This window comes from Calditerricola yamamurae, assembly GCF_054654135.1.
The window spans coordinates 55,822-71,801 of the sequence record NZ_BAAIFH010000006.1 but is presented as its reverse complement, the minus strand read 5'-3'; the positions used below and the strand labels follow the sequence as shown (position 1 = coordinate 71,801).

At 64.1% G+C, this 15,980-nt stretch carries 15 protein-coding genes; 4 read left to right on the top strand and 11 right to left on the bottom strand.

The genetic code is table 11. The features are described from left to right. Positions 1–137: 137 nt before the first annotated feature. Genes ACYQ0Z_RS06660 through ACYQ0Z_RS06620 form a run of 9 tightly spaced genes read right to left on the bottom strand, consistent with a single transcriptional unit; the run spans position 138 to position 10,059 of the window. Positions 138–887, bottom strand: coding sequence for a class I SAM-dependent methyltransferase (locus tag ACYQ0Z_RS06660; RefSeq protein ID WP_459865749.1), 750 nt, complete (start codon positions 885–887; stop codon positions 138–140). Between the two features lie 18 nt (positions 888–905). Then, positions 906–2,762, bottom strand: a complete 1,857-nt coding sequence (locus tag ACYQ0Z_RS06655; RefSeq protein WP_459865747.1) for a glycosyltransferase — start codon at positions 2,760–2,762, stop codon at positions 906–908. Between the two features lie 50 nt (positions 2,763–2,812). Then, positions 2,813–3,343 (bottom strand): glycosyltransferase, encoded by a 531-nt coding sequence (locus ACYQ0Z_RS06650; protein ID WP_459865745.1) that lies wholly within the window; start codon positions 3,341–3,343, stop codon positions 2,813–2,815. Between the two features lie 12 nt (positions 3,344–3,355). Next, positions 3,356–4,309 (bottom strand): GDP-mannose 4,6-dehydratase, encoded by a 954-nt coding sequence (locus tag ACYQ0Z_RS06645; protein WP_459865743.1) that lies wholly within the window; start codon positions 4,307–4,309, stop codon positions 3,356–3,358. Between the two features lie 25 nt (positions 4,310–4,334). After that, entirely contained in the window at positions 4,335–5,438 is a 1,104-nt protein-coding gene (locus tag ACYQ0Z_RS06640) for a glycosyltransferase family 4 protein (protein WP_459865741.1), read from the bottom strand. Beyond that, on the bottom strand, positions 5,429–6,490 hold the full coding sequence (locus tag ACYQ0Z_RS06635; RefSeq protein ID WP_459865739.1) for a glycosyltransferase family 4 protein: 1,062 nt from the start codon (positions 6,488–6,490) through the stop codon (positions 5,429–5,431). Before ACYQ0Z_RS06635 ends, ACYQ0Z_RS06640 begins: the two co-directional genes overlap by 10 nt. Then, the gene (locus ACYQ0Z_RS06630; RefSeq protein WP_459865737.1) at positions 6,490–7,557 is read right to left on the bottom strand and encodes a mannose-1-phosphate guanylyltransferase; all 1,068 of its coding nucleotides are present in this window, start codon (positions 7,555–7,557) and stop codon (positions 6,490–6,492) included. Before ACYQ0Z_RS06630 ends, ACYQ0Z_RS06635 begins: the two co-directional genes overlap by 1 nt. 13 nt (positions 7,558–7,570) lie before the next feature. Further along, positions 7,571–9,001 (bottom strand): phosphohexomutase domain-containing protein, encoded by a 1,431-nt coding sequence (locus tag ACYQ0Z_RS06625; protein ID WP_459865735.1) that lies wholly within the window; start codon positions 8,999–9,001, stop codon positions 7,571–7,573. Then, positions 8,998–10,059: a glycosyltransferase gene (locus ACYQ0Z_RS06620; RefSeq protein WP_459865733.1), complete on the bottom strand. Its 1,062-nt coding sequence runs from the start codon at positions 10,057–10,059 to the stop codon at positions 8,998–9,000. The genes ACYQ0Z_RS06625 and ACYQ0Z_RS06620 overlap by 4 nt, the downstream gene beginning before the upstream one ends. Before the next feature lie 159 nt (positions 10,060–10,218). On the opposite strand from ACYQ0Z_RS06620, the gene ACYQ0Z_RS06615 reads away from it, so the two are divergent. From ACYQ0Z_RS06615 to ACYQ0Z_RS06600, 4 genes are all read left to right on the top strand, one after another. Continuing rightward, positions 10,219–11,238 carry a glycosyltransferase family 4 protein gene (locus ACYQ0Z_RS06615; RefSeq protein WP_459865731.1) on the top strand — a complete coding sequence of 340 codons (1,020 nt, stop codon included), beginning with the start codon at positions 10,219–10,221 and terminating at the stop codon, positions 11,236–11,238. Beyond that, positions 11,235–12,119: a glycosyltransferase gene (locus ACYQ0Z_RS06610; RefSeq protein ID WP_459865729.1), complete on the top strand. Its 885-nt coding sequence runs from the start codon at positions 11,235–11,237 to the stop codon at positions 12,117–12,119. Before ACYQ0Z_RS06615 ends, ACYQ0Z_RS06610 begins: the two co-directional genes overlap by 4 nt. Positions 12,120–12,507: 388 nt before the next feature. Then, positions 12,508–12,876 carry a DUF485 domain-containing protein gene (locus tag ACYQ0Z_RS06605; RefSeq protein ID WP_459865727.1) on the top strand — a complete coding sequence of 123 codons (369 nt, stop codon included), beginning with the start codon at positions 12,508–12,510 and terminating at the stop codon, positions 12,874–12,876. A 60-nt stretch (positions 12,877–12,936) separates the two neighbouring features. Next, the gene (locus ACYQ0Z_RS06600; RefSeq protein ID WP_459865725.1) at positions 12,937–14,454 is read left to right on the top strand and encodes a solute symporter family protein; all 1,518 of its coding nucleotides are present in this window, start codon (positions 12,937–12,939) and stop codon (positions 14,452–14,454) included. A gap of 79 nt (positions 14,455–14,533) precedes the next feature. Here ACYQ0Z_RS06600 and ACYQ0Z_RS06595 read toward each other — a convergent pair whose 3' ends face one another. After that, positions 14,534–15,112, bottom strand: a complete 579-nt coding sequence (locus ACYQ0Z_RS06595) for a hypothetical protein (protein ID WP_459865723.1) — start codon at positions 15,110–15,112, stop codon at positions 14,534–14,536. A 123-nt stretch (positions 15,113–15,235) separates the two neighbouring features. Continuing rightward, positions 15,236–15,850 carry a BMQ_0737 family morphogenetic spore coat protein gene (locus ACYQ0Z_RS06590; RefSeq protein ID WP_459865721.1) on the bottom strand — a complete coding sequence of 205 codons (615 nt, stop codon included), beginning with the start codon at positions 15,848–15,850 and terminating at the stop codon, positions 15,236–15,238. Positions 15,851–15,980: the final 130 nt, after the last annotated feature.

The window sequence follows — 15,980 nt, the reverse complement described above, 5'->3', positions numbered from 1 at the left end:
ACGCGAAGGCTCAAGCCCTCATCCCGCGCGAAAACCAGGCGTTCGCTTCACCTTTCCGGACGCAAAAACCTTGCCGGACGCAAAAAGGCGTTTCCGCCGCGGGCCGGCGGAAACACCCCATGCGTGAGTCGAGGGTCTTATCCCTGCGAATCGGGCGTTTCGACGGGTTTGCGGAACAGGTACAGGTCTTGGCGTGGATTCCCCTTTGATCCTTCGGGCATCGCGTCCACCACCGTCCAGTCTCTGGCGAACGTCCCCAACACATAGGGAAGGGGATGAAACGCCGAGCAGCGGTTTGTGCCGGCCACCTCCGGCCGCTGCACGACGAGCCTCCCGCTGCGAAACTGCTGCTGCTCCTGCAGGGACATAAAGGGAAGAAACGCAGCGCCATGGGTGGTGAAAAGCAGGTAGCCGCCCGGCTGAAGCACGCGGCGCAGCTCGCGCAGCCACAGGGCCTGCAGCCCCTCCGGCAAGTGGGTAAACACCGACAGGGCATACACGAAGTCAAACCGTCCGGAGGAATACGGAAGGGGCGGCGCGAGGCCGTTCACCGCAAATCGGGCAAAGGGCAAATGGGCCTGGCACCAGGCAATGGCTTCCGAATGGATATCGGTACCGTAAAACTGCGGGCCGCGCCGCCCAGCCCAGTGGCGCATCACGCGCCCGCACCCGCAGCCGAAGTCCAGCACATGGCGAAAACGTTCAATGGCCAACCCGTTCCGTTGTAGCATGCGGTCGATGTCTTCCACGGCTCTCCGCCCGCTGGCCAAAAACCACTCCACCTCAGTGCTTTCGGTCACCAAATACATCAACTTCATCGGGGGAAGGGCCAAATTCGCGTCTACCCGTCGTCCTTGGCCGCCATCTCCCCCATGGGCATGGTTCATCGTCACGCGTCCCCTTTCCTAAACGATTTCGCGCAGCCGCGCCTTGATGGCCTCAGCCGCTTGGCCCCACGTCCAACGCGAGTGGGCAGCATGGGATGCGCGCAAGCCCTTCTGCTGCGCTTCGGCACGGTGTTCATACACATGGCGCAGCAGGTAAACCAGATGCTCCTCGTCCGGCTCTGCCCAGGCAAAACCGTGATAATAGGGGCATTTCGCCCGGGCCGGAACGAGCCCGCGCACGCGCAAGGGGTATCCCACTTCCGGGGTGAGAAAGTCGCGCGGGGCGCTCCAGTCGGTGGCGATCACCGGCAGGCCGCAGGCCATGGCCTCGAGGATGGGCATGCCCCACCCCTCTCCCCGGGTCGGCAGCACAAAGCAGTCGACGGAGCGGTACAGGCTGCCCATCAGGTAGTGGGAGAAGTTCTGGTTGTAGAGAATGCGGATCTGGTGAGGGCGCGACCCCGCACCCAGTTTCTGCAGTTCGTGCGGCACGTCAATGCTGCCGTCGCGATTGGTGATTTTGCAGACGAGCAGCACGTCCTCACGGGGTCGAAACGCGCGCAGAAAGGCGCGAAACAGGAGCTCTATGCCCTTGCGTTCGCCCCATTCAAACACCGACAAAAACGTGAACTGCGGACCAAAGCGCCGACCGCGGATGGTCGGGTTGAAGTGGTCGGAGTCAACGCCCAACGGCATGACGCGGATCGGCACGCGGACGCCCGCGCGCGCAAACGTGTCGCGGTTGAACGTCGACGGCACCCACACCTCGTGCATCCGGTTGGCCTGCCGCACCCATTCGAGCGGAACCCCGTCTACTTCCAGCATCGTGTAGCCGATCTTGTACCGGCCGTTGTTCTTGTGAAACACGTCACCCTGACCGTACACCACCTGGGGCAGCGCCGAATCGAACGGGCGGCTTTTGAACACGTTGACGCGGTAGTCGCCGACGTTGTCCGGCTCCGCCATTGGGTAAGGCGTTCCCGGACCGTACACGTAGCGGTACCGCACGTCAACCCCCGAATCATCGAGGGCGTGCATGAGCTTTACGGACGAGACGGCGTACCCATGGGGGGCGACGGCGACCGAATGCCAGGCCACAGCGCATTCGTAACGCTGGCGAAGCTTTTCGGTCCACAAGGCGCGGAACATGGCCTGGGACCGGGAAAACAGGGCGTGGAAATCCACGCGGTTGGCCTTTGTCGCCACATGTTCATGATGGACGAGGGTGACGCGCCCGTCGCAAACGACGCGGAACCCCGCCTCGCGGGCCCGAAGGCAGTAGTCGGTGTCTTCAAAGTAGGACACGTACCGTTCGTCCAGCAGGCCAATCCGGTCCAGAACCGCACGCTTGATGTAGCAGCAGGCAAACACCACCCCCTCCACATCCCGCACCGTGGCGTACTGCCCCACATCCCGCTCTCCGCCGCCAATCTGCTGTCCCCAACACGTCTCGGGGTAAATATACGTCCCGGCATGCTGCAGGATCCCGTTTGGCCGACGCAGGCGGCACCCGACAACGCCAATGGCCGGATCGGAGTAGGCGGTCTCCTGAAGGCGGGACAGCCAATCGGCCGTCGTCACAACGATGTCGTTGTTCAAAAGGACAATATCGTGATCGGACCGCGCCAGGCGGATCGCCCGGTTGTTGCCGCGGGTAAATCCTTCGTTTGTCCCGTTGCACACCAGCCGTACCCACGGGATCCCCTCGAGGTACGCGGCCGTCCCGTCGGTGCTGCCGTTGTCAACGACGATGACCTCGATGCGGCCCTGGACCAGCGCGGCGTCGGGAAGGGTCGGGCGCAGCGACTCCAGGCACGCCCGGGTGTACGAAAGGCCATTCCACGTCAGGATGACAATGGATACCCCACGCATCATCCCATCATGCCCCCTTTCGATTCACGATCTTGGCATTGGGCTCCCTTCATCTAATCCGGCGGCTCCCAGCGGGCAAACAACCGGGCCACCCCAAAGGTGCCGTGCGCCCCTTCGCTTAGCCGATTCTGGAGCGCCGAATCCGACAGCACGCGGTGCAGGGCCCGCACCAATTCGTTCAGACCGAGCAACGGGCTTACAAGCCAGCAGTTCTCCCCATGACGCAAGAAGGGCTCACCGCCGGAAACGGCGATCACCGGCGCGCCGCAGGCCATCGCTTCATAAACCGGTTGCCGGTCGTGGGAATCCAGGTAGACGAAGAGGCCGCAATCGCTGTATAGTTGGGCCCGCTCGGGCGGCGAAAGGCTGGCCAGGTGGGTGTGGGGAACCGGCACCCTGCGCTGGGGCGGGGGACCGTACGTCACGAGGGAAACTCCCGCGACGTGCCGCGCGAGAAAAGAAAGGGCCCGCAACACCTTGGCAAGGGAAGGGGCGTGCGCGGTGGGCATGACGATCCGTCGAGGGTCATGCGCGTGCGTGCGGCGGGGGAAAAACACCTGCGCGTCGACTGCCGGAAGCGCCATCGTCCCGCCTCCCTATACGCGAGCCCGCCAGTAGTTCAGGAGGTCGCGCAGCGTCTGTTCGAGGGGGATGGTTGGCGCCCACCCCGTCTGCCGGCGGAACTTCGTGCTGTCGCCGAGCAAGATCGCCACGTCGGACGGCCGTAGCCGCGCCGGATCTTGCTGCACGTCGATGTTCACGGAGCTCATCGCCAGCAGCAGATTGAGCACCTCGCGAATGGAATAGGTCTGGCCGGAGGCGATGTTGTACACCTCTCCAGGCTCCCCTTTCTCGAGGGCAAGCCAGTAGGCGCGCACCACGTCGCGCACGTCGGTGAAGTCGCGCTTGGCCTCCAGGTTTCCGACGTAGACCACCGGAGGGCGCAACCCTTTTTCGATTTCGGCGATCTGCTTGGCGAAATTGGATGTCACGAACGCCTCGCCGCGGCGGGGGCCGGTATGGTTAAAGGTGCGCGTCCGGACCACAAAGAGGCCGTAGCTCCGGTGGTACTGGTAACCGAGGAGATCCTGAGCCACCTTGCTGACGGCGTACGGGCTGAGCGGGCGCAGCGGGTTCTCTTCCCGAATGGGCACCTCGTCCGGCTGCACATGGCCGTATTCCTCACTGGAACAGGCGATCTGGATGCGGCATTCCGGGCAGTGTTCGCGCACCGCCTCAAACAGGTGGAGCTGGCTGATGATGTTGTTGACCAGCGTGTCCGCCGGGGAATTCCACGAGGTGGGGACAAAGCTCTGCGCGGCCAGGTGGAAAATGCGCGCCGGCCGCACGGTGCGGACAACCTCTGACACCGAGCGGGCATCCCGTAACTCGCACTCGATCAGCGTGATGTCGTTAAGCAAATGGCGGATATTGTCCAGCCGACTGCGGATCCGCACCGTACCGAAGATCCTTACATCGCCCCGGCTCAGCAGGTATTCCGCCAGGTGGCTGCCGGCAAACCCCGTAATGCCGGTGATCAGCACGTTCATGGACAGGACTCCCTTCGTCAAGAATTTAGACCGGCGAACGCCCCGTTAGCTGCGCGATGGCGCGCACGATGTCACGGGCGCCTTGTTCGAGGGTGAAGTGGGTCAACACGTGCGTGCGCAGCCGTTCGCCGCGCCCTTTCGCTTCGGCGTAGTTTTCGTATACGTGGCGCATGAGCTGCCCGAGGGCGTCCACCGACGGTTCGGCCCACAGCTGGTTCGGCTGGTAGCCGTGGTAATACGGCTGCGGCCGTACAGGTACCAGGCGGTACGGGATGAAATAGGCGAAGTCGGAGGGAAGAAGGTTGGTCTGGCCTCCCCACCCGGTGGTGATGACGGGAAGACCCATCGCCGCCGCTTCCAGAAGCGGATACCCCACCGCTTCGCCGCGCGACGGCAGGACAAAAGCGTGGCACTCTTGGAAGAGGCGGATGCGGTCGGCATGGGAGATCGGCCAGCCGACCACATACACCGGTGGGGTCGGCTTGTCACCGACGCACCGCCGTTTCCGTTGCGCGATCTCCCGCTCAAGGTCCGGCGTGCCAAAGGTTTTGATGACCAGACAAACCGGCTCGCGGGCATGAAACGTTTTCCAAAACGCCTCCAGAAGGACGTCGTACCCCTTTCGCTCCCCCCAGGCGCAAAGGGTGAAAAACCGGAAGGGCGGCAGCGTCGAGGGCAGCAGGGTGCCGCTGACCGGCCCCGGTGGGGATATGGCCGGACGAATATGAAACAATGGGGCATTCACCCCGCTGGAACGGAACACGTCAACGTTGTGTTGACTGCTCACCCACACCGCCTTGCGGTTCCGGCACCAGTCCGGCCACAGATCGGGGAGACGCGACGTCTCCCAGTAGGTGAACCCGACGGCGTAGGAACCCCGACGCGCCCAATAGTCGGGAACCGTGTGATCGACGACAAACTTGTTCACCCGGGCGCGCGGTTTGCGGTACAGCGCGAGCAGGGTGTGGTACTCCTCAGGTGATAGCAACTCGCTGCCGGGGGCGGGCGGCTTCTCGATCTTCACGTCCACCCCCAGGCGGTGGAGCCCGATCACGTAACCGCGCGCCGCTTGGCTGTACCCGCCACCGAAGACGGAAAAGATGTTGGCTTCGTTCCAAATCACCTGCATGCGCGCGCAAGCCCCCTGTCGCGAGCGATGCGCTGGAAGGCGGCCACCAACCGGTCGATCACCGCCGGCCAGGTATAAAAGCGGGCCGTTTTCCGGCCACCTTCGGCCAGGGTACGCGCCAGCTCCGGATCGGTCAGCACGCGCCGGATGGCCGCCGCCAGCTGGTCGGGACAGCCCCGTTCCACCAGCAGACAGTTCCAACCGTCGCGGCAAAAGGTTTCGTTCCCCGTGGCGCGGGTGGCCACGACCGGCGCTCCGCACGACATGGCCTCCAAAATGGGCAGGCCGAATCCCTCGTGGTGCGAACTCTGCACAAACACGCCGCAGTTGGAATACAGCCGGGCCAGGATCGTATCGGGGGGGCGCAGGAGGTGGCGGTGGCGGATCCACGTCACCTGGAACGATTCGAGGCCATAGGTAACAAAGGATACGTCGACCAGCGACTCCCGCACCCGCCGAACCGCTTCGAGGGTCACGTCAAAGCCTTTGATGCGCTGGCGCGGGCGGGCGCAGGCCAGGATGCTCCGCGGGTCAACCGAGTCGTCGCGTTGGGGAAAGAACACGTCGTGGTCCACGGCGATCGAAACATCAATCGCTTCCCTACCGTAGTGCGCGCGCAGGTGCGTGGCAATCCACGGGGCGATCGTCAGGCAGGCCATCGGCAGGCGGTACGTGTCGGCGACGCGCTTGCGCATCGCCGCGTCGTCCGGGTAGTACGACGTCTCGATGTCTTGCACAAGGTAGACGGGAATGCCCCGCCCACCCCGCGCCGCGTCGCAGCTTTCCCATACCGCCTGCGCCGTGTTCCACCACGTGGCCACTTTGATGGCTTCCACCGTTTTCAGTGCGCCGACAAGCGCGCGATAGTCACGAAAGCGCAAAAAGGGCACGCGCAACGGAAACCAGCGGGGGCGCCTCCCCAACGACGCGACGCGGACGTCGACGCCTCGCTGGTATAGGCGGTTGGCCTGTTCCAACACGTTCTTGACACCGCCGGACAGCCCCGTCGCTTCGAGAACATAAATGACCGGCAGCGGCAATGGCCCCCCCATCATAGCTCCCCTCCCAGCCCCGTTTCCTGCAAGAACGACTTGATCCGCTGTACGTGATCGCGCGAACAAACCAGCACCGCCTCGTCCGTTTCCACCAGGACCAAATTCTCCACGCCAATGGCGGCCAACGGTTTCCGGCATACAACGATGCAGTCCTTCACGTCCAGGCCATGAAACGGGCCCCGCACCACGTTGCCGGCCTTGTCGACAGGGCTGACGCGGGAAAGGGCATTCCAGTTGCCCACGTCATCCCACGGAAAGGACACCGGCAGGACAAAAAGGTTCTCCGCTTTCTCCGCCACGCCGTAATCGATCGATACGGCGGGCAACCGCCCATAACCCTCGCGAAACGCCTCGTCGCCATCATCCGCGCCACCGCCGGACCGCGCGGCCAAGGCGGCCAGCCGCTGCGCCACATCGGGCAGGTGGATCACGAGGTTGGCCCACGCCACCGATCGTTTCCACACGTAGATGCCGCAATTCCAGTAGCAGTGCTCCATGCGCATCATGCGGCGGGCCCTATCCAGCGGAGGCTTTTCGATAAACCGGCGAACCCGGTACGCCATCCCCTCGCGCTCCTCCGGCTGGGCAAACAGGTATCCGTAACCGGTTTCCGGGCGGATGGGACGGACGCCCAGCGTCACGATGCGGTCTCCTCCCGCCGCCACCCGGACCGCTTCCTGCAGCGCCGCGGAAAAGGCCGCGTCATCCCCGACGAAGTGGTCGGAGGGCAGCGTGACGAGCACGGGATCACCACCGAGGCGCCGCTCAAGCTGCAGCACGGCCCACCCGATGCACGCCGCTGTGTCGCGGCCCACCGGTTCGACCAGGATGGCCCATTCCGGCAGTTCCGGCAACTGCTTCTGCACATGCGCGACAAAGCGGGTTTCGGTAACCACGAAGACGGGTGCCGACGGGAAAGCCCGGGTGACCCGATCGTAGGTGGCCTGCAACAGGCTACGCTCGCCAAAGATGGTCAGAAAGGGCTTGGGGTATGTTGGACGGCTCAGCGGCCAAAACCGGCTGCCGCGTCCGCCGGCCAAGATCAGCACGGCTACGTTTTCCATTTCCATCTCCTCCCTACCTCGTCCGTTGTGAAACGGCATCCGGCCACAAACGCATAAGCAGATCCCTCCCCATTGCCAGGTACCGGTCCACGCGGTCGTCGGCGGCCGCCTCCGCGTAGAGGCGCACCAGCGGCTCGGTGCCAGACGGCCGCAGCAGCAGCCACTCTTCCCCGAACCACAGCTTGATGCCGTCGAGGGTTTCACCCCGCTGCGCCCCGTATCGGGCCGACGCCATCCGGATGGCCTCCTTCGCCTCTGCCGCACCGAGGGTGACCGGGCGCGCCAGCGGAACGTCTTCGCGCCGGTAGCGGTGCGGCCCGTAGGTTTGCTGCAGGCGATCCACCTGCTCGGAAAGCGGCACACCGGAGCGGGCCAGCATCTCCAGCACGAGCAACGCGGTAAACAAGCCGTCGCGGTCCGGAACATGCCCGCGAAAGCCGAACCCCCCGCTCTCTTCCCCGCCCATCAGCACGTCCGTCCACTCCATGCGCGCGGCGATGTGCTTGAACCCCACCGGCGTCACCACAAGGGGCAAGCCATGCGCCGCACAGATGCGGTCGATCATCGCCGTGACGGAAACCGTTTTGACCACCGTACCCCGCAGCCCCTTGTCCTGCACCAGGTAGGTGAGCAGGGCGGCAAACACCTCGTGCGACGTGAGGTAGCGCCCGCGCTCGTCGATCACGCCAAGGCGATCCCCATCCCCGTCAAAGGCCAACCCGATGTCGGCCGCACGGCGCCGCAACGCGTCCCGCAACGGTTCCAGGTTCCGCGCGATCGGCTCCGGCGGCACGCGATCGAAACCCGGGTTATACCGGTTGCGGATCTCCTCGACGGCCACACCTATCGGGGCCAGCAACCGGGCCAGCATCCCCTGGGCTGAACCGTACATGGCGTCCACGGCCACCTTGCCGCCCCAGCGGGCAATGGCCGCCAGATCAATGCGCTCCGCCACGTGGATCTGATAGGCCTCCAGCGGGTCTAGCGACAGCACGCGGGCGGGCGGGAGCGGCGCAGGCAGGACCGCATCGCCGGCAGAGCCGTTGATGGCCTCCTCGATGGCCTGAACCGTTGCCGGATCCAGTGACGCCCCGCGGGACGACTTCAGCTTGATCCCGTTCCACACCGGCGGGTTGTGACTGGCCGTCACCATCACCCCCAGATCGGCGCCGATTTGCCGCACCGCAAACGAAAGCAGCGGCGTCGGCATCATCGACCGCCCAAGGAACACGCGGAGGCCACTGACGGAAAGCGTCCGGCTTATCTCGCCGGCCGCTTCCGCGGACAGAAAGCGCCCGTCGTACCCGACGGCCACCGTTCCCGCTGCCCGGCCCAGGGCCCGCTTCAGGTAACCGGCAATGCCCGCGGCCACCCGGCGGACGTTGTGCAGCGTAAACCCATCTCCAATGCGGGCGCGCCAACCGTCCGTTCCAAAGCGGATCATCGGGGTTCCCTCCTTGCTGCCAGGTTGAGGAGCCGCGCCAGGTACGCTGCGCGGTCGGCTTCCAGTCGCCGCCGCGCCTCGGGACCCGCGCACGCCGCCCATGCGGCATCAACCATCGCGCGGCGCAGTGCGTCATCAGCCAACAACCGCTCGATACCTGCGGCCCATTCTTCCGCCGTCGCCGCCACCCAACCGGTCACCCCGTGGCGAACCGTCTCGGCGTAGGGCGGAAGGGTCGCGTACACGCCAGGAATGCCGGCAAAGGTGTATTCCAGGTACTTGACGGGCGATTTGCACGCGTTAAACGGGTGGGAAACCAGCGGGGCCACGCCCACGTCGACCCCGAGGGCGACGAGCCGCTGCAGATACCGGTAATAATGGCCCGTCGGGCGAAGCGACACGCCAGGAAGCCGGCGCAGGGCCGGGGTGGCACACCCGTAAAAGCAAAAGGAAAGGCGGCCGGTGTACCGCGCGGCCAGGTCGGCCAGCACCGCCTCCACCTGACGCAAGTCGGCCTCGTGGGTGGGCGACCCGGCATACCCCACGCACAGGGCGCGGCCGCCGGCCGGGCGCGGGCGGCGGACAACCCCGTGATTGGCGAGCACGTCCGGATCCAAGTGGTTGGGAAAGACAAAGACGTTGCCGTTCTCCTGACCGAAGCGCGCCCGCAGGGCTTCCGTGGCCACCACCACCATGTCGGCCTCGGACACGAGCCGGACCACGGCGTCCCGTTTCCCCTCCCAGTACGCCCTCCGCGGATTGGTCGCCGGCAGGTTGGTCAAATCATCATCCAGCTCATATACGAGGGGAATTCGCGCGCGCCGCAGCGCCTTCACCAGGTGCGCCACGTCCCATCCCGGAACGGGGAACATGCGCTGGACGAGCACCACGTCTGCCTGCGCAAGGACGGCGTCGAGGGACAGGCCTCCGTCACCCGGGAACAGCAGGCGGACCCGGCCCGACCGAACCGCAGAAAAAAAGGGAACGGCCACGCGGTAGTGATAGCCGGCCGAAACCCGTGACTCCGGCGTGAGAACGGCAATCCGCAGCGGCTGCACGGCATTCCCTCCCGTTCGTGAGATCGCGACCCGGGAAGGCACACACCGGACGCGCGATCGCTACATAGTCTATGGAACAGCCCCCCGGGGCGTATGGGGCTTTGCCGATCCACACGTTCCCAATTTCTATCCCCGCGTTCGCGAGGGAGCCGTCCGGAGGTGGTGGGTCTGCCCCTATTCGTTCTCCCCCTCGGCGACGAACGGACCGCCAGCTCGCGCGCCCGCGTCTACGCTTTGCTCCCCCATCTTGCGCGCGCCGGCGTAGACTTCCGGGTGCTCAACCCCCACGATCCCCAAGCCCTTGCCCAGGTGCTCGCCCGGAGCGCCGAACAGCCAACCCTCGTCCTCCAAAAACGCTTGCTGGACGACCGCTGGCTGCGCCGGTTGCGGAATGCGGGTATCCGCCTCGTTTTCGATCTCGACGACGCCTACTTTGCCTATGCCCCCAACGAATCGCCGGCGCATCCGGTCCATCGCCGACGCGTGGCGGCACGTCGCCGACGGCTGGTCAAGATGGTGCAGGCCAGCGCGGTCACCGTCTGCGGTAACACCTTCCTGGCCGCCTACGCCCGCGCACACGGGGCCCGCAATGTCGTCGTCATCCCCACCTGCCTCGACTTGGCGGCGTACCCGCCGAAGGAGGAAGAAGCGCCGGGCGTACCGGTCATCGGCTGGATCGGCTCGTCCACCAATCTGCCGTACTTAACCGTCGTCCGTCCGGCGCTTGCGGGGCTGCACCGCCGCGGCATCCCGTTCGTGTTTTCCGTCGTCTGCGATCGCGCGCCGGACTGGCCGGACCTCCCCGTTCGGTTTCGGCCTTGGACGGCCGACGGTTGGTCGACGGCCCTCCGCACCTTCGACATCGGGGTGATGCCGCTCTTTTCCGACGATTGGGCGCGCGGAAAATGCGGGTTCAAACTGCTGGAATACCTGGCGACCGGCATCCCCGCCGTCGCCTCGCCCGTGGGGGTAAACGGCGAGATCGTCCGCCACGGGGAAAACGCGTTGTTGGCCGACACCCCAAAAGAATGGGAAACCTGCCTCGAGCGACTTCTCGCCGATCCCGCACTGCGGCGCCGCTTGGGCACCGCCGGGCGCCGCACCGTGGAAGCGCACTACACAACAGAAAAGGCAGCCGCGCAGTGGCTCGCGTTGCTGCAACGGGAGGGGCTTGCATGAGTCGCGCACCGCTGGTCACCATTGTCATCCCCGCCAGAAACGAAGGGCCATATCTGGCGCAAACCGTCGCCGGGGTCCTTCAGGCGAAAACGGCGGTACCCTACACCATCCTGGTCGTCGACGACGGCTCAACGGACGGCGGGGCCGACGCCCTCGAGCCATACCGGAACAGCGGGCCGGTCACCGTCCACCGCACGCCCGGTCTCGGTGTGGCCAACGCGCGCAACCTGGGCGCCGCCCTCGCCACGACACCGTATCTGGTCTTTCTCGACGGGCACGTGTTCGTCCGCGACCACTGGCTCGACCCGCTCATCGACCTCCTCGAAACCGGAACCGCCGACGCCGTCTGTCCGGCAGTCTACGCCCACGATCGCCCGCGGCGCGTCGGCTTCGGCGTCACCTTTGACGGCCGGCTCCGGTACACGTGGCTGCCGCGCCAAGCAACCGCGCCGTATGCCGTCCCCGTCATCCCCGGATGCGCCTTCGCCATCCAGACCGCCGCCTTCCGGGCGGTGCAGGGGTGCAACGAGCGGTTCCGCACGTGGGGGTTTACGGACATCGAGCTGTCGCTGAAACTGTGGATATTCGGCTTTCGCCTGTTCGTCCATCCCGGGGTACGCGTCGGCCACGTGTTTCGCCCCGGTCATCCGTATCCCGTACTGCCCGAACACGTGAACGCCAATCTGCTCGTACTGGCCTACTGTCACTTCTCCGAGCCGCGCATCGCCAAAGCCGAGGCGCTGGTGCGCGAGGCCCCCTATGGCGCGCAGCTGATTCGCACGGTCCGCGCCGGCGACGTCTGGGACGCCCGCGCCTGGTACCTGGCCCACCGGGTGCACGATGACGACTGGTACATGGCCCGCTTCGGTATCCCTTTCTAAAACGGTTCGTTCCGAAGAAGGCCTTCCCATACGCGGGAAGGCCTTGCGCACTGGCAGGGGCATACGCCACACCGGCGGGCTCCAATCGGTTCGCTTCGATCATCTTTACAATCATGATCGGTTGGAAATGAACGTTTTATCTTCTTTGTGCGGAAGCCGGTTATCCGCCTACCGAATACACATTCTTTACCGCAATTGGCGGTGGTGTTCTTGCTTTTCAACTGAAAGAAAGCGCTTTCTGCACCAAATTTATTTTCTGAATTTTATTGAGGAGAACCGATTTATTCTTATTAAATTTTCATAATTTACTTGACTTTTTATTGAACGTTCCGTATCTTGGGAAGTGAAAACAACACAATTCTTTCGCAATTCAGGAGGGTGAAGCCGCATGAGCCAAAAAGCGGACACCAACGCAGAACGCAACCCCCTCGCGCCAATGAAACCGGAACACCTGCCGTACAGCCTGTGGGAGGAGGTGGCACGCGACGAAACGTTTCGCCACCTGGTCGCGGAGAAAAAGCGGTTCATCGTTCCGGCCACGATCTTTTTCCTCGTCTACTACTTTGCGCTGATCGTGCTGATCGGGTTCTTTACGTTCCTGAACGCCAAGATCGCGGCCAGCATCACGTGGGTCCATGTTTTTGCCCTTTCCCAGTTTGTCATGGCCTGGACGATCGCGATCCTCTATGCGCAAAAAGCGAACCGGTTCGACCGGGTGGCCGACACCATCCGCCAGCGCTTCCTGTCGCGGCGGTAATCCGTTTCGTTGGCAAAATTGAAAGCGATTCCATCCATACGGATTGGGAGGGATGCGCCCGTGTCACACGACACGAACCTGCTGGCCTTTTGGCTGTTTGTCGCCTTCATCGTCGTCACCCTCGCCATCACCTGGTGGGCTTCCAAGCGCACCAAATCGACAACCGAATTTTATACCGCCGGCCGCGCGATCTCCGGCGTGCAAAACGGGTGGGCCATCGCCGGCGACTACATGAGTGCCGCCTCGTTCCTCGGAATTGCCGGAATCATCGCGTTGAACGGCTACGATGGATTCATCTACTCCCTCGGCTTCTTCGTCGCCTACCTCTTCGTGCTGCTCGTGGTGGCCGAGCCGCTGCGCAACACCGGCAAGTACACATTGGCCGACGTGCTGGCCCTCCGTCTGAGCGAAAAGCCGGTGCGGTCAGTGGCCGCCCTGAGCACGCTGACCATCAGCACCTTCTACATGATCGCCCAGCTGGTGGGCGCCGGCGGCCTCATCAAGCTGCTCCTCGGCCTCGACTACGAGCTGTCCATCATCATCATCGGCGTGCTCATGACGCTGTACGTCACGTTTGGCGGCATGCTGGCCACGACATGGGTGCAGATCATCAAAGCGGTCCTGCTGATGCTCGGAACCGCACTGTTGGCCTTTCTCGTGCTGAAGGAGTTTTCCTTCAACCCCATTGCCTTCTGGAACGCACTGGCCGAGAAATTCGGGCACGATTTCCTGGCGCCCGGCAAATACCTCACCAACCCGTGGGAAAACCTGTCCTTGAACCTCGCCCTTGTGCTCGGCACGGCGGGCCTTCCGCACATTCTCATTCGCTTCTATACCGTTCCAACGGCGCGGGAGGCGCGCAAATCGGTCGTCGTCGCGATGATCATCATCGGCCTCTTCTACATCCTCACACCGCTCCTCGGCTTTGGCGCTGCCTACTTCGTCGGCCAAGACCAGATTCAGGCCGTCAACAAGGCCGGGAACATGGCCGCCCCGATGCTGGCCGAAGCGCTGGGCGGGCCCTTCTTCCTCGCCTTCATCTCTGCGGTGGCCTTTGCGACCATTCTCGCCGTCGTCGCCGGGCTGGTCATCTCTGCGGCCAGCGCCTTTGCCCACGATTTCTACACCAACGTCATCCGCCACGGTCGGGCCACGGAAACCGAGCAGGTGAAAGTCGCCAAGATCGCGTCCGTCGGCGTTGGCGTCGCGTCCATTCTGCTTGCGCTGCTCGCCAAGGACATGAACGTGGCATACCTGGTGGGGCTGGCCTTCGCCGTAGCGTCCAGCGCCAACGTACCGGTGATCGTGCTGACGCTTTTCTGGAAACGCTTCAACACCGCCGGGGCCGTCGTGGGGATGCTCACGGGGCTGGTCTCCTCGGTGGGGTTGGTGCTGATCAGCCCCAACGTCATGAGCCCGGAGACGGCCATCTACCCGCTCAACAACCCGGCCCTCGTGTCGGTCCCCCTCGGCTTCCTCGGGGCCTATCTGGGCACCGTCCTCTCCCGCGACACGCGGGCCCTATCGCGGTTTCCCGAGCTGTACATCCGCTCGCAAACTGGCATTGGCGCCGAGTAAGCAACGCCGGGGCCTCCCCGTTCGGGGAAGGCCCCTTGGATTTTTCGCCACGCCCCGGAATGCCGCAAGCCCGGTCGCGTCAAAAGGAGACGGCGATACTGTTCCCGGCGGCAATGCCGTCCCGCTTTTCCTGAAAGTACACAAATCCCTCCAGGCGCGCCTCAAAACCGGGCGTCTGGTGGGGAAGCTGCCACTGCAACGCATCCACGCGCAGCCAGCCCCCCGGTTCCAAGGGAGGCGCCCCCTGTAAGCGGATCCAGTATTCCCCGCCGGATCGTGCCCGTTCCTGCCAATCCTCATGGACATACACCCATCCGGTCGGCGTACCCCTGGCCGTATACACCCCCTTCACGGTCAACCACTGGGGATCGAGCACCCGGGTCGAGAATGTCCCCGTGTTAGGGGGCGTCATGCGCAGCAGCACCACGGGGTCGTGCAGGCTTTCCGATCCCGTATTTTTCACGTCAAAGCTGCCCACTACCAGTACCGGCTCCCCTTCGCGTTGCGGCAGGACCACGGTATAGCGAAACCACGCCTCGGCGTGGTGCGGCGGGGTGCGGCGGCGCAAGTCCTCGAACTTTTCCTTGTACGCCAGGGCTTTTTGCCGATACAGGCGAGCCAGCCGCACGGGGTCGGCGTTTCTTCCTTTCCGCTGCACGGTGTCTCTCCTCCCGTTCATTCCCTGAAGGAAGGCCATCCGTTTCTATGCTATGCCTTCGCGCGGCCGCGAAACCCAAAGAGAAAGATGGGTCGGCACTACCGACCCATCTTTCCCGTATGGCTAGCCGGGAAACACCTCGGGGCACTGGGTGAGCGGCACAACCGGCGGGCAGACAAACGGCGGCGGCGGCGGGATCGGGATGTTTTCGCGCGGGAAGCATTCTTCCGCGTCGACCATGAGTTTTACCTGGGCTTCGACTTGAATGTCTTTGCAGAGATCGAGTCGCACCTCAAGGAGTTGGCCCAAGATTTCCTGCGTCCGGCATTGCGACGCGACGATCGAGCAGTTGATCACCGTTCCGACGGGGGCGCACAGGGCGAAGTCCTCGGTGCGCGTAAAGTCGAAGGTAAACGTGCACGTGGTTCCGTCCGGCCGGGTCAAGGTGACTTCCACCGTCCCCGTGAAGGTGATCGTGACGCGGTTCAGCGTGATCCCGTTGACGACAACGGGTGCGCGGGTGCTGGTGGGAGCCTCGAAGCATGAATGGTCGACGATGCGGCACGTCGCGGTGGTTCCCTGCGGAATGGGCAGGCACTCGTCGGGGATGTTGACCTTGTTTTCAATCGTGTTCACCACGCGAATCCAGTCAAAGACCTTGATCGTGTCGATACAAATGGCGCCAAAATCGGGCGTTGGCGTGGGCGTTTGCGCACCTTTCAACTTGTTGTCCTTCATCACGCTGGCATTCCTTCCTTTCCTGAAGGAGTTTGGATGGGATCAAGGGTCACTCCTATGCTATGATCGCGGGGCACTAGGGGTACATGGGCGAGCGCCGGTTTTGTGCGCGCACCCTCCTTTCGCGTTT